Consider the following 13,046-nt stretch of genomic DNA (forward strand, 5'->3'; position numbering starts at 1 on the left):
GACAAGGTTATGACTATGGCGACTTCTTCACAGGCAACACATCAGGCTGCGGACTCTGCGCCAGGCGTCTGGCTGGCGACGGCCGATCCCCGCCACTATCAGCAAGTGGAACAGCGCGTGGTGGGCCAGCTGCTGCAAACGCTGCTGTATGAAAACGTCCTGCCGTATCGCCATTCGCCCCTCGATGGCGGCCAGTACCGTTTTGTCGTCAGCGGCATCGATGCGCAGCAACAACCGGTGGAGTACCACTGCTCCGGATTGCTCAGCGAAAGCTTCGAGCTGATCCGCCTCGACTATGCCAGTCTCGAACGCGTAAATGCGTTGGGCGCACGCAGCCGGCCGCACCTTCATCAAGCATTGGCGGAGCTGCTCAGCGAACTTCAGGACAGCCCGCACCTGCCACGCTTCACCCATGAGCTTGAACAAACGATGCTCAAGGATCTGCAATCGCGCAGCCAGGGCTATCAAGCGGCCAAGCCAAGCCATCAACTGGATGTCGATGCGCTGGAACAGCACTTCATGGACGCCCACAGCTATCACCCTTGCTACAAATCGCGCATCGGTTTCTCGCTCAAGGACAACGCCAGCTACGGGCCGGAATTTGCCGCGCCCATCGCGATTGTCTGGCTGGCCGTGGCCAAATCCTGCGGGGCGATGAACATCTCGCGGCACCTGGATTACGACGGATTTATCCAGCAGGAATTCGGACTTCAGCGCTGGCAGCAGCTGGCTGAAAGCCTCACCGACCAAGGCAAGGCGATGGGCGATTACTGGCTGATGCCGGTGCACCCGTGGCAGTGGGAAAACATCATCGTTCCTGTGTTCTATCCAGAACTGGTCAGCGGTGAGGTGATCTATCTGGGCACAACGGATGACCGTTATCAGGCGCAACAGTCGATCCGCACCCTGGCCAACGTCACTGAGAAAAAGCGGCCTTACGTCAAGCTCGCACTGAGTATGACCAACACCTCCAGCACCCGAATTCTGGCCCGGCATACGGTGATGAACGGCCCGATCATCACCGACTGGTTGCAGCAGTTGATCGGCAGTGACAGCACCGCCCGCGACCTTGGCTTTGTGATTCTCGGCGAAGTGGTCGGCGTCAGCTTTGACTACGATCACCTGCCCGCCACGCGGATGTCCCAGGCCTACGGCACGATGGGCACGCTGTGGCGCGAGAGCATTCACCAGTACCTGCAAGACGACGAGCAAGCGGTGCCGTTCAATGGTTTGAGCTCCGTGGACAATCGTTACGGCAGCGGTGAACAGAAGCCGTTTATCGATGCCTGGATCAAGCAATACGGCCTGCACGCCTGGACCCGTCAACTGCTGCAGGTGGCGGTGTCGCCGATCATTCACATGCTCTACGCCGAAGGCATCGGCATGGAATCCCATGGGCAGAACATCGTCCTGATCGTGAAGCAGGGCTGGCCGCAACGTATCGCCCTGAAAGACTTCCACGACGGCGTGCGCTATTCACCGCAACACCTCGGGCGCCCTGATCTGTGCCCGACCCTGGTGCCGCTGCCCGCCAGCCACGCCAAGCTCAACCGCAACTCGTTCATCCTCACCGACGATCTGGATGCGGTCCGGGATTTTTCCTGTGACTCGTTCTTTTTCATCGCCCTGGCCGAGATGGCGATCTTCCTGCATCAGCACTATCAACTGGAAGAAGCCTTGTTCTGGCAGATGACTGCCGAGGTCATCACTGCTTACCAGGCCGAGCATCCGCAACACCGTCCGCGTTACGCAGCGTTTGATGTTTTCGCACCGTTCTATGAAGTGGAAGAACTGACCAAGCGCCGCCTGCTGGGCGACGGCGAACGTCGTTTCAAATCGGTGCCGAATCCGCTGCACGCGTTCCGGCCGCAATCATGCTGAGGACCAATCTGCTCAAACAGAAACTCACCACGGGTGAGCCGGTCTACGGCCTGATCAGCTCGATTCCGTCGCCTGCGGCCATCGAACTGATTGCCGAGGCGGGTTTCGATTTCGTGATCATCGATATGGAACACGTGCTGATCAATCCCGAGACCGTGGAGAACATGATCCGCACCGCCGAGAGTTACGCGCTGACCCCGCTGGTGCGGGTGGCGGACCTCAACCCGAAAACCCTGCTGCGTCTGCTCGATGGCGGCGCCCAGGGCATTGTCTTGCCGATGATCGAAGGCCCCGAGCCCTTGGCCGAAAGCATTCGTGCCTGCAAATACCACCCGCAGGGCACCCGCAGCCTGAATGCCGGGCGCCCCGGTGCGTTTGGTAAACACAGCCTGGCGGAGTACGTCGCGCTGGCCAACGAACAAATCATGGTCGTGGCGATGATCGAAAGTGCCGAAGGTGTGCGACGCGCGGCAGAAATTGCCGCCGTGCCCGGCCTCGACATGATCCTCGAAGGGGCCGCCGACTTGTCGCAATCGATGGGCATGCCCTGGCAGATCGACCGGCCCGAAGTGCAGCAAGCGCTGCTCGCCAGTTGGCAGGCAGTCAGCGCCGCGGGCGTGCCGTATTGCGCGATTCCACGTCAGCCGGGCGACCACGAACGGTGGTTGAGCCGGGGCGTAAAAAGTTTTGTTTTGGGTGACGAGCGTGGCATCGCTTTTCGTGCCCTCCAGGCCAAATTGGCCGCCACTTCAGCAGAAGGAAAATAATCGGATGAACTTCACCACAATGGCCGCCGACAAGGTGATGCAGGATCTGGTCGATTGTTTGCTGGCCGAACATTTTTTCGGGACCGAGCCGCTGAACTTGGTGGCGCCCTCGTCATCGGCCGATCAGCCGTTTACCGGGTTGAGCGCCGAACAACGGATCTGGGAATGGCCCAGCGATCCCCAAGGTTGCATCGTCATTGCCCTGCGTCCCGGCATTACCCAGCAATGGGAAAAAGTACCGGGCACGCCGGTATGGGCGCGACAGAATGACCAGTTGACCGCGCTGTCCCCCGAGGCCTTCACGACCCAGGTGTTGGCAGGGATGACCGATCGCTACCCGGACAATGAAAAAGGCTTCGCCCTGTTTCTGGATGTGCTGCGCACCAGCGTCCGCCAGACCGAGTTGTCCCTCGCCCATCGGGTCGACAGCGAACGTTTGCTGGAAAAGAGCAACGCGGACTTCTTCCTGACGATGGAGCAGTGGGCTTCGCTGCGTGATCGTCCCTACCATCCGCTGGCCAAAGCCAAACAGGGTTTGGACGACGCGGAATATCAGCAGTATCAGGCTGAGTTCGCCCGTCCGGTGGCGCTCAATTGGGTCGCGGTCGACCGCACATTGCTGCAATGCGGCGACGGCGTGACGGACCTGGCGCAGAGTTATCCCGCTCAATACCTGTTGCCGCCGCTGCTGCAGGCCAGCTTGCAACAAGAGCTGCAGCAGCGGGGCATTGCCCAGAGCCACATTGCGCTGCCGGTGCACCCGTGGCAGTTCGAACACGTGCTGGAGGCGCAACTCGGCGACGCGTTCGCCAAGGGTGATTGCCATCGACTGGACTTCACCGACGGTGATTTCTTCGCCACCTCGTCGTTGCGCTCGATGACCCCGTGCTTCAACAGCGCCGATTACCTCAAGTTGCCGATGGCGATCTATTCGCTGGGCGCTTCGCGTTATCTGCCCGCAGTAAAAATGATCAACGGCGGCTTGAGCGAGGCGTTGCTGCGCCAGGCACTGAGCAAGGATGAAACACTGCAACAGTCCCTGCATCTGTGCGACGAAACCAAATGGTGGGCGTTCATGCCGCCAGACGCGACGCTGTTCGACGAAGCGCCGCGTCACCTGTCGGCCATGGTTCGCGGCTATCCGCCGGCGCTGCTGGAAGATCCAGACTGCCGACTGGTGCCCATGGCCGCCCTCGGCACGCCGTTGCCGGGCAGCAATCAGCACTTCTTCGATGACTGGATGGGCTACCGCCAACTGCCGATCAATGCCGCGTCGGTGATGACGCTGTTCCGCGAGTTGTGCCACAGCTTTTTCGATATCAACCTGCGGATGTTCCGCATCGGCATGCTGGGGGAAATTCACGGGCAGAACGCGGTGCTGGTGTGGAAGGCCGGTTATGCCCAGGGCCTGCTGTTGCGCGATCACGATTCGTTGCGCATCTACGTGCCGTGGCTGGAACGCAACGGCCTGGCTGATCCGGCTTACCGGTTGAAGAAGGGGCACGCCAACACGCTGTACCACGATCGCCCTGAAGACTTGCTGTTCTGGTTGCAGACCCTGGGTATTCAGGTGAACTTCCGCGCCATCATCGATACGCTGGCTGAGGTCTACGCATTGCCGGCGACCGGTTTGTGGACGGCGATGGGCGAGGTGCTCAACGAGTTGATCGACACCATCGAGTTTGACGCCGAGGCGCGGATCATGATCAAGCACCAGTTGTTCGAAGCGCCGCACTGGCCGCAGAAATTGTTGCTCACCCCGATGATCGAACGCGCGGGCGGCCCTGGCAGCATGCCGTTTGGTAAAGGGCAGGTGGTCAATCCGTTTCACAGGCTCGATCGTGAAGCCTGAGCCGCGATGTCATCCCTCCAGGCGCACGCTGTTGCGCCTGTCCCTGGGGGCGCTCGCCCTCAGGTTTTCTGCGCCGGCATGGGCCGAGACCGGCACCGCGCCGTTGCGGGTGGTCACCCTGTTTCAGGGCGCCACCGACTGCGCCGTGGTGTTGGGCGTTACCCCGTGTGGCGTGGTTGATTCCTGGAGCGAAAAACCGACCTATCGCTATTTGCGCACGGCACTGGGTGCTGTGCCTCATGTCGGGCTGGAGACCCAGCCCAGCCTTGAAGACATCGCGCTGCTCAAACCGGACTTGATCGTTGCCTCGCGCTTTCGCCACGAACGTATTGCACCGTTACTCAAGCAGATCGCCCCGGTGCTGATGCTGGAGGAAGTGTTTGAATTCAAAAAGACTCTGATGCTGATGGGCGCTGCATTACACCAGCAACAGAGGGCCGACGAGATTCTGAACCGATGGCAGCAACGCGTGGCGCAGCTGTGTCAGCAATTGCGGCAGACATTTGCCGGACGCTGGCCTCCCACGGTGTCGATTCTGGACATCCGCGAAGACCACATCCGCAGTTACCTGCCGGCGAGTTTCCCGGGTTCCGTGCTCAGCGAACTGGGGTTCAACTGGAGTGACAGCAGCCGGGAGGCGAGCGGGGTATCGATCAAACTCACCAGCAAGGAAAGCCTTGCTGTGGTGAATGCCGACATCTTTTTTGTGTTCCTGCGCGCGCAGAACGGGGCGGTGCAGCGCAACTACGAGAGCCTGGTGCAACACCCGCTGTGGAAGCAGATGCGTGCCCCGCAGCAAGGACAGGTGTGGCAGGTCGATGGCGTCGCGTGGAGTCTGTCGGGCGGGATGTTGGGGGCCAACCTGATGCTCGACGACGTGGCCCGCGTGGCCGCCGCGCAGGTGGCCTCATGAGCCCGGGAGTAAAGCTGTGCAGCGCGGGTGTCGTGTTGCTGCTGTGCTGCGTGTTGAGCCTGGCGGTCGGAGCCACCTGGATTCCACTGCCACAGATTGCCGCGGCGTTTGTCGATCCCGACCCGTTGAGCATCAATCATGTGCTGGTGACCACCACGCGCCTGTCTCGCACCTTGATGGCGATTTCCGTAGGCGCCAGCCTGGCGGTCGCGGGCGCCCTGATGCAGGCACTGACGCGCAATCCGCTGGCGTCACCCGGGTTGTTCGGAATCAATGCCGGTGCGACCTTTTTTATCATTCTGTTTTCCTCGATCTTTTCGCTGTCATCCCCGGATGCCTGGCTATGGTCGGCGTTCATTGGCGCTGCTGTGGCGGGTTGTCTGGTATGGCTGATCGGCAATATGGGGCAAGGCAGTCTCAGTCCGCTGCGTATCGTGTTGGCGGGAGCGGCGATCGCCGCGTTGTTCTCCGCCTTCAGCCAGGCGCTGCTGGTGGTGAATCAGGATGGCCTGGACACGGTGCTGTTCTGGATGGCCGGTTCACTGACCGAACGCAGTCTGTCGACCGCTGCGCCGTTGTTGCTGTGCGGTGTACTCGGGGTGTCGGGGGCGCTGTTGCTGGCCGGGCAGCTCAATGTGCTGAACGCCGGGGAAGAAATTGCTACGGGGCTGGGGCAGCGAACCGGCCTGATCCGGCTGCTGATGAGCGTGCTGGTGATCTGTCTCGCAGGCAGCGCGGTGGCGTTGGCTGGCAGCATTGGTTTTATCGGTCTTCTGGTGCCGCACATGGTGCGCAAGGGGTTGTCCATCGACCATCGCTGGTTGCTGCCCGGTTGTGCGCTGCTCGGTGCGACTCTCCTGCTGTTGGCGGATACGCTGTCGCGGGTTTTGATCCTGCCTCAGGAGGTGCCGGTGGGGGTGATGACGGCGCTGTTCGGCGCGCCGTTTTTCATTATGTTGGCCCGGCGTGGAGGTCGTTATGGATAAGGTGGTGACCTGGCGCCGAGGCGGGTATTCCCGGCAGGTGAACCTTTCCACGTGGTGGCGGTTGGCGGCGGCACTGGTGCTGACGGTGCTGGTGATGCTCGGCTCGTTGTCGCTGGGCAAAGTCATCCTTTCGCCCCTCGAGGTGATGCGAATTCTGTTTTCCAGCCAGGACCCCAGCCTGACGTTGATCGTCGAACAACTGCGTTTTCCACGCATTGTGCTGGCGGCACTGGTGGGGGCTGCGTTGTCGGTGTCCGGGCTGATCCTGCAAAGCATCATCCGCAACCCGCTGGCATCGCCCGACCTGCTGGGTATCACCAGCGGTGCCAGCGCCGCCGCCGTGCTTTACCTGTCGTTCCTATCCGCGACGCTGGGGCAACAATTTTTGCCCCTGGCCGCGATGCTCGGTGCGGCTCTGGCAACATTGGCCATTTACCTGCTGGCCTGGAAGCAGGGGACCTCACCGCTGCGACTAGTGCTGATCGGCGTGGGCGTCTCGGCGATGTTGACGGCCGCGACCACCTTCATTCTGGTTTTCAGCCCGCTGACCACCACGCTGTCGGCCTATGTTTGGCTGACCGGCAGCGTGTACGGCGCCAGTTGGCCCGAACCGCTGGCGCTTGCGAGCTGGTTGTTGGGCATTTGTCCGCTGCTGGTGCTGCTGGCCCGTCAGGTGATGGTGCAACAGTTGGATGACAACCTGGCCCAGGGCATCGGCGTGCGCGTGCAATGGCTGCGGGCCGGTTTGTTGCTGATGAGTGTGGCGTTGGCCGGTGCGGCCATTGCCTGGGGTGGGGCGATAGCGTTTGTCGGGCTGATCGCGCCGCATATTGCCAAACGCCTGGTGGCCCCTGGTTTCACTGGGCAGGCCGTGATGGCAGCGCTGATTGGCGCAAATCTGGTGATGCTGGCGGACCTGGTCGGGCGCACGTTGTTCTTGCCCCTGGATTTGCCGGCCGGGATCTTTGTCGCGGTGCTGGGCACACCCTTTTTTCTCTATTTATTGATTAAACAGCGTCATTAAGGAATTCAACGTATGACGTCGATTGCAAGTCGCGGCCTGACCCTGAGTTATCAGCGCCAGGTGATTATTGACGCGCTGGACATGCAACTGCCCAAGGGCAAGATCTCGGTGCTGATTGGCAGTAACGGCTGCGGTAAAAGTACCTTGCTCAAATCTTTTGCCCGACTGCTGAAACCACAGCAAGGTTCGGTGATTCTCAACGGTGTGGATATCCAGCAAAAATCCACGGCGGCGGTGGCGCGTGAGTTGGCCATCCTGCCCCAGACACCGACGGCGCCGGAGGGCATCACCGTTCGCCAGCTCGTAGCCCTGGGCCGATACCCTTATCAGAGCTGGATGCAGCAGTGGTCGGCCGAGGATGAAACCATGGTCAATCGCGCGCTGACGCAGACCAGTTTGCAGGCGCTGGCGGATCGGCCGGTGGATGCCTTGTCCGGTGGGCAGCGTCAGCGTGCGTGGATCGCCATGACCCTGGCCCAGGACACCGGCATTGTGCTGCTGGACGAGCCGACGACCTTCCTCGATCTGGCTCACCAGATTGAAGTGCTGGACCTGCTGCGCGACCTCAACCGGCTCGAGAACAAAACCATCATCATGGTGCTTCACGACCTCAACCTGGCCTGCCGTTATGCGGATCATATGGTTGCGGTGCATGACCGTACGGCATTTGCCCAAGGCCGGCCTGAGGACGTCTTGACTCAGGCGCTGGTCAAAACCGTGTTCGATCTCAACTGCAGGATTATTCCTGACCCGTTCTTTGGTACGCCGATGTGCATCCCGTTTGGTCGGGAATTGCCGCAATGAATCTGGCTCACCACTTCACCGCGCAAGAATGGAACGTGCTGGGCGGTGGGTTGCGGTTGAAGGACAGCGCCGAGCGTGATCCATTACGCTCGCTGATGGCGCGTGACCTGTTGCAGGAAGAGGTGTGCGAGCGTTTGCTGGACGCATTGAGCCCGGTCATTGGCTCACCGTCACGGGCGATCACCGCCTCGCTGCTGGGCAAACGCCTGTCATTCCTGGCCACCGGGGCCTGTTTGTACGCCATGTCGGTGTACGACAAAGGGCTGCTGCTGTCGCTGGACAACACGGTGATCGAATACGGCCACGATGAAGGGCTGTGGACGTCTTCGATGCCGCTGGTTCCTTCCCTGCCGCTGACGTACGAGGCAGGTGAGCGCGAGACCTGGCGGGAAGCCGTGGTGCAGGCACTGTTTGCAGGACTGTTGAAGCCGCTGTGGCAAACCTTCAACCGTGTGAGTGGCGTTTCACGGCGCATCTTGTGGGAAAACACCGCCGTGCGCGTGTATTCGTTGTATGAAAAACGCATGGCGAAAATCGACGAGCCGTCAGTGCGCGAGCGCTATGAAGCGGACTTCAGGTGGTTGCTGACCCAGGCAGAACCTGCGCTGTTCGGCCTCGATTACAACCCGCTGAGCCATTTCCGCCGACCGCCGACACTGCTCGACGAGGGCCAGCGCAGCATTCACTTTCGGCGAACCTGTTGCTTCTACTACCTGGCTACCGATCCCGCTGAATATTGTTCGACCTGCCCACTGCTACGCCCGGGGAAATGCCGATGAGTTATCAGATCAACCCTCGCCAGCAACTCGTCACCCCGGAGTTGCTCCACGCCTACCGGTCGATCCCTTCGTCAACCATCGGCCATTTTTCCGATCGGGGTTTCCTGCGGGGGATCAAGCCGCTGTTCAACAATATCCGCATGGTCGGCACTGTCGTCACCGTCAAAGTCTTCCCGCCGGATGGCAGCATTTTGCGTGAAGCGCTATTGCTGAGTGAGCCGGGCGACGTGCTGGTGATCGAATGTGTGGGCGACGAGGAGTGTGGTTGCTGGGGCGAACTGCGCACCCTGGCCGGGCTGATCAAAGGGTTGGCCGGGGTGGTGGTGTCGGGTGCGGTCACGGATGTCAGCGCATTGCGTCACCATGGGTTGCCGATCTTTTGTCGGGACGTCAGTGCGTACACGACTCGTGGCATTGGCGCCCATGGGGAAGTCAATCAGTCGATCAGTGTGGGCGAGGTTCAGGTGCAGCCGGGGAGCCTGGCCATTGGTGATGATGACGGTGTCTTCATCCTCGATGCCCTGCGTGCGGCCGAGCTGCTTCCCGAACTCTTGGCCAAAGAGGAAATGGACCAGCAGCGCCGGGCTGAATTCTTGCAGAGGCTCAATCAGCGAAGGGGCTGACTTCCTGAGCTGAAATGAAAAGGGGCAACTGTGCAGTTGCCCCTTTTTTGCGTCTATCGGTCAGAAGCCGAATTTGTCGCGCAATCCGTAATACCAGGCGCCCAACGCAGCGAACGGTGTACGCAGCAGTTGTCCACCGGGGAACGGGTAGTGAGGCAAGTCGGCAAACGCGTCGAAACGTTCAGCCTGGCCACGCAACGCTTCGGCCAACACCTTGCCCGCCAGGTGCGTGTACGTCACGCCATGGCCGCTGCAACCCTGGGAATAATAGATGTTGTCGCCCAGGCGTCCGACCTGAGGGAGTCGCGACAAGGTCAGCAGGAAATTGCCGGTCCAGGCGTAATCGATCTTCACGTCCTTGAGCTGCGGGAAGGCCTTGAGCATCTTCGGCCGAATAATCGCCTCGATGTTCGCCGGATCCCGCGCGCCATACACCACGCCGCCGCCGAAGACCAGGCGCTTGTCGCCGGTCAAACGGTAGTAGTCGAGCAGGTAGTTGCAGTCCTCGACGCAGTAATCCTGCGGCAACAGGCTCTTGGCCAATGCTTCGCCCAAGGGTTCAGTGGTGATTACCTGAGTCCCGCAGGGCATCGATTTGGCGGCCAGTTCCGGCACCAGATTACCGAGATACGCATTGCCCGCAACGATGATGAACTTGGCCCTGACCTTGCCCTGAGGCGTATGCACCACCGGATTCGCGCCGCGCTCGATGCGCACCGCTGGCGATTGCTCATAAATGGTGCCGTCCAGCGACTCGACAGCTGCCGCTTCGCCCAACACCAGGTTCAGCGGATGAATGTGCCCGCCGCTCATGTCGAGCATGCCGCCGATGTACTGATCGCAAGCGACCACTTCACGGATGCGGCGCTGATCCATCAGTTCAAGCTGCGTGTGACCGAAACGTTCCCACAGACGCTTCTGGGATTCGAGATGGCCCATCTGCTTGGCGGTAATGGCGGCGAATACGCCACCGTCCTTCAAGTCGCACTGGATATTATATTTGGCAACCCGCTCACGAATGATCCGCCCACCTTCGAACGCCATCTGCCCCAGCAACTGAGCCTGCTTGGGACCGACACTGCGCTCGATCACATCGATGTCGCGGCTATAACTGTTGACGATCTGGCCACCGTTACGCCCCGACGCACCAAAACCTACCTTCGCCGCTTCAAGCACCGTGACCCGGAAACCGTTTTCCAGCAGAAACAGGGCAGAGGACAGACCGGTGTAACCAGCACCGATTACACAGACATCAGTCTCTACGTCATCCTGCAAGGCCGGGCGCGGCGGAACCGCATTGGCCGATGCGGCGTAATAGGATTCCGGGTAGGGGGTGTTCGCCATCCTGCAGCCTCTGTTTAATATATTTTACGAGTGCATCGATCCTACCCGAGTTAAAAATCGACCGCCAGCCACCGCAAAATCTTCTTTGCAGCGGCAAAATTAAATATTTTGCATATTCATAGGGTTAGCTCGAAAAAAGGTGTTGACACCCCTCCGGAATTCCGTAGAATGCCGCCTCACAGCAGGCACGTAGCTCAGTTGGTTAGAGCACCACCTTGACATGGTGGGGGTCGTTGGTTCGAGTCCAATCGCGCCTACCAAACAAAATCCGCTCTGCTGGGCGGTCTAGAAGGGCTCACCGAAAGGTGGGCCCTTTTTTGTTGCCTGCGATTTGCAAAACTTTTGCAAAACTCCCACCTCAGAACGCCAATTCGGCGCCCACCTCCAGGTACTCGATCTTCTTTTCGTCGTGCCCCTCCTGATAGTGCTTCGTCATCTTCTCGTCCGCATGCCCCATCAAAGCCTGGATGTATTCCTGTGGGAATTTCTGCTGCTCATACAGCCATGCCCCTAAAGCGCGGATCTCGTGAAAAGTGGGTCGCTCGCCGGCCGGCACATTGTCGTAGGCGTGCGCGGCATCCCTGGCTTTGCTGAACTCCTTGGTCAGATAGTCCGGGGTCTGTTTGACGTTTTCCAGGCTGATGACTCTGGGCTTCTTCTTGCCTGCCCACTTCAGGCCGATCCACGACAGGTTACGAATCTCGCGCTTGCGCGGTTGGCCACCGGCTGCCTGGCTGTGGTGCGTGTGGTCCGGCGACATGTGGAACCAGCCAACGGCCTTGCCGCCGCATTCGGTGTCCGGATCACCATCGAATACGTCCGTGGTGTAATGCACGGCGCCCGGGTGATTGACGGTGTGCATGCTGATCGCCTGAGGGCTGTGATTCTTGGCTACGTTCACAGCCCGACCCAAGCCCATTTCCAAGCCGGTACCGGCTCCGCCACCACCACAGAAGAAGTCGACAACGATCTCATCGTCCTGAGTGCTGAAGCCGAGTCTGTATTGAGTTTTGAAATCGAAGGGGGTGTTTCTTCTGTTGTACGGACATAGAGGATCCTCGCCGGCTGGCGTGATTCGTTGAAGTGAGGTATTTGTGTTCAGCCCGGCATGGAGCCGGATCAAGGAGATCGAAATGGTGTTAGTGGATAGGCCGTACCCAGTTGTCTATGAGCATCGAGGCGTTAAAGCGAAGATTGATTTCGAATGGGATAGCGACAGTGATTCTGTGCCAACAGGACTTAGAATCGCTGTTGAGATCAAAGAAAGGCAGGTTGAAGCAATCCGTGAAAATGCCAAGTACAACAGCTTCAATGAGGCGTTAGCCCGCGGTAAAGCATTGGCGAGGCTAGACATCGATTTGACTCTTGGGCCTGATCTTTCGGCTTGAAAACAGTACTCAGCGCAATAGGTGAGGATGGGTCAGGCGGTGATGCGTTCGCCGATCACCTTGTTGGTGAAGATGACGGAATGCTCGGTGGTCAATTCGAATTGGCCGCCGCATGTATCGCAGTCCATGCTCTTGTCGCCGTAGTCCTCCGACTCAAGGTGCATGACAGTGGCGCAGTTCGGGTATTTGCATTCGTCCTGGCCGCGATAGTCCCATTCGTCGTAGTCGCTCTCGGCGACCTTTGCCAGCGCCTCGGCTTTGGTCTTCGCATCTTCTGCGTATTGGCAGGGCTTGCAGGTAAAGCCGTCCGGGTGACCCCATGGCATTTCCGTCAGTTTTCAACGGTGAGTGCTGCACAGGCGACAAACGTTGTGTTTATCGCAAACCGAGTAGCTGTATTTCTCACTGCTTTCGTTGCACTTTGCGCACCCTGACACCCAATGTCCCGTCCTGAATAAGGTTTACACCTTCATGTAAACCATTCGAGGGAGTGGGCAGCTTTGCAGCTGGAATGGCTGACAACAAAAAGCCCGCGCATGGCGGGCTCTCTGTATGGGGTCAAATCCTTTTGTCTGCTCAATCTGCGCTGCGTTCTGTGAGTGTTTCGTGAAAAGCATGTCGATGGAACGAAAAAACCCGGCACTTGGCCGGGCTCTCTGTAGATGGGGCCAAATCCTTTTGGCTG

At 59.6% G+C, this 13,046-nt stretch carries 13 protein-coding genes, 1 tRNA gene and 1 pseudogene; 11 read left to right on the top strand and 4 right to left on the bottom strand.

Features of this window, described 5'->3' with window-relative positions:
* Positions 1 to 9 precede the first annotated feature (9 nt).
* The 9 genes from ASC74_RS23460 to ASC74_RS23500 are packed head-to-tail and all read left to right on the top strand — an operon-like array spanning position 10 to position 9,629.
* Complete coding sequence (locus ASC74_RS23460; protein WP_056744424.1) at positions 10 to 1,881, top strand: IucA/IucC family protein; 1,872 nt, start codon at positions 10 to 12, stop codon at positions 1,879 to 1,881.
* Positions 1,875 to 2,648: an HpcH/HpaI aldolase family protein gene (locus ASC74_RS23465; protein WP_056744426.1), complete on the top strand. Its 774-nt coding sequence runs from the start codon at positions 1,875 to 1,877 to the stop codon at positions 2,646 to 2,648. The genes ASC74_RS23460 and ASC74_RS23465 overlap by 7 nt, the downstream gene beginning before the upstream one ends.
* A gap of 4 nt (positions 2,649 to 2,652) precedes the next feature.
* Positions 2,653 to 4,500, top strand: a complete 1,848-nt coding sequence (locus tag ASC74_RS23470) for an IucA/IucC family protein (RefSeq protein ID WP_056744428.1) — start codon at positions 2,653 to 2,655, stop codon at positions 4,498 to 4,500.
* Positions 4,490 to 5,413, top strand: coding sequence for an ABC transporter substrate-binding protein (locus ASC74_RS23475; protein ID WP_056744430.1), 924 nt, complete (start codon positions 4,490 to 4,492; stop codon positions 5,411 to 5,413). Before ASC74_RS23470 ends, ASC74_RS23475 begins: the two co-directional genes overlap by 11 nt.
* Positions 5,410 to 6,399, top strand: a complete 990-nt coding sequence (locus ASC74_RS23480; protein WP_056744432.1) for a FecCD family ABC transporter permease — start codon at positions 5,410 to 5,412, stop codon at positions 6,397 to 6,399. The genes ASC74_RS23475 and ASC74_RS23480 overlap by 4 nt, the downstream gene beginning before the upstream one ends.
* Entirely contained in the window at positions 6,392 to 7,423 is a 1,032-nt protein-coding gene (locus ASC74_RS23485) for a FecCD family ABC transporter permease (RefSeq protein ID WP_056744434.1), read from the top strand. Before ASC74_RS23480 ends, ASC74_RS23485 begins: the two co-directional genes overlap by 8 nt.
* A 12-nt stretch (positions 7,424 to 7,435) precedes the next feature.
* Positions 7,436 to 8,227, top strand: coding sequence for an ABC transporter ATP-binding protein (locus tag ASC74_RS23490; protein ID WP_056744436.1), 792 nt, complete (start codon positions 7,436 to 7,438; stop codon positions 8,225 to 8,227).
* Positions 8,224 to 9,006, top strand: coding sequence for an IucA/IucC family C-terminal-domain containing protein (locus tag ASC74_RS23495; RefSeq protein WP_056744438.1), 783 nt, complete (start codon positions 8,224 to 8,226; stop codon positions 9,004 to 9,006). The genes ASC74_RS23490 and ASC74_RS23495 overlap by 4 nt, the downstream gene beginning before the upstream one ends.
* Positions 9,003 to 9,629: an RraA family protein gene (locus tag ASC74_RS23500; RefSeq protein WP_056744440.1), complete on the top strand. Its 627-nt coding sequence runs from the start codon at positions 9,003 to 9,005 to the stop codon at positions 9,627 to 9,629. Before ASC74_RS23495 ends, ASC74_RS23500 begins: the two co-directional genes overlap by 4 nt.
* 60 nt (positions 9,630 to 9,689) lie before the next feature.
* Here the strand turns inward: ASC74_RS23500 and ASC74_RS23505 are convergent, their stop codons facing one another.
* Positions 9,690 to 10,973, bottom strand: coding sequence for an NAD(P)/FAD-dependent oxidoreductase (locus ASC74_RS23505; protein WP_056744442.1), 1,284 nt, complete (start codon positions 10,971 to 10,973; stop codon positions 9,690 to 9,692).
* 183 nt (positions 10,974 to 11,156) lie between these two features.
* Between ASC74_RS23505 and ASC74_RS23510 the strand changes: the two genes are divergently transcribed.
* Positions 11,157 to 11,233, top strand: a tRNA-Val gene (locus ASC74_RS23510).
* A gap of 98 nt (positions 11,234 to 11,331) precedes the next feature.
* Here ASC74_RS23510 and ASC74_RS31885 read toward each other — a convergent pair.
* On the bottom strand, positions 11,332 to 11,616 hold the full coding sequence (locus tag ASC74_RS31885; RefSeq protein ID WP_201784099.1) for a tyrosine-type recombinase/integrase: 285 nt from the start codon (positions 11,614 to 11,616) through the stop codon (positions 11,332 to 11,334).
* Positions 11,593 to 12,022: pseudogene (locus ASC74_RS31935) on the bottom strand (DNA cytosine methyltransferase); the annotation flags it as partial. The gene ASC74_RS31885 and the pseudogene ASC74_RS31935, both read right to left, overlap by 24 nt.
* Before the next feature lie 84 nt (positions 12,023 to 12,106).
* Between ASC74_RS31935 and ASC74_RS23520 the strand changes: the two are divergent.
* Entirely contained in the window at positions 12,107 to 12,361 is a 255-nt protein-coding gene (locus ASC74_RS23520; RefSeq protein WP_056744446.1) for a hypothetical protein, read from the top strand.
* 32 nt (positions 12,362 to 12,393) lie between these two features.
* On the opposite strand, the gene ASC74_RS23525 is transcribed toward ASC74_RS23520, so the two are convergent.
* The gene (locus ASC74_RS23525; protein ID WP_236713329.1) at positions 12,394 to 12,687 is read right to left on the bottom strand and encodes a hypothetical protein; all 294 of its coding nucleotides are present in this window, start codon (positions 12,685 to 12,687) and stop codon (positions 12,394 to 12,396) included.
* Positions 12,688 to 13,046 lie beyond the last annotated feature (359 nt).

The organism is Pseudomonas sp. Root329, from assembly GCF_001424925.1.
Lineage (GTDB): Bacteria > Pseudomonadota > Gammaproteobacteria > Pseudomonadales > Pseudomonadaceae > Aquipseudomonas > Aquipseudomonas arabinosi.

Coding starts and splice junctions, on each gene's coding strand:
- ASC74_RS23485 (WP_056744434.1), top strand. CDS start 6,392: ATGGATAAGGTGGTGACCTGGCGCCGAGGCGGGTATTCCCGGCAGGTG.
- ASC74_RS23480 (WP_056744432.1), top strand. CDS start 5,410: ATGAGCCCGGGAGTAAAGCTGTGCAGCGCGGGTGTCGTGTTGCTGCTG.
- ASC74_RS23495 (WP_056744438.1), top strand. CDS start 8,224: ATGAATCTGGCTCACCACTTCACCGCGCAAGAATGGAACGTGCTGGGC.
- ASC74_RS23505 (WP_056744442.1), bottom strand. CDS start 10,973: ATGGCGAACACCCCCTACCCGGAATCCTATTACGCCGCATCGGCCAAT.
- ASC74_RS23525 (WP_236713329.1), bottom strand. CDS start 12,687: ATGCCATGGGGTCACCCGGACGGCTTTACCTGCAAGCCCTGCCAATAC.
- ASC74_RS23470 (WP_056744428.1), top strand. CDS start 2,653: ATGAACTTCACCACAATGGCCGCCGACAAGGTGATGCAGGATCTGGTC.
- ASC74_RS23465 (WP_056744426.1), top strand. CDS start 1,875: ATGCTGAGGACCAATCTGCTCAAACAGAAACTCACCACGGGTGAGCCG.
- ASC74_RS23460 (WP_056744424.1), top strand. CDS start 10: ATGACTATGGCGACTTCTTCACAGGCAACACATCAGGCTGCGGACTCT.
- ASC74_RS23500 (WP_056744440.1), top strand. CDS start 9,003: ATGAGTTATCAGATCAACCCTCGCCAGCAACTCGTCACCCCGGAGTTG.
- ASC74_RS23490 (WP_056744436.1), top strand. CDS start 7,436: ATGACGTCGATTGCAAGTCGCGGCCTGACCCTGAGTTATCAGCGCCAG.
- ASC74_RS23520 (WP_056744446.1), top strand. CDS start 12,107: ATGGTGTTAGTGGATAGGCCGTACCCAGTTGTCTATGAGCATCGAGGC.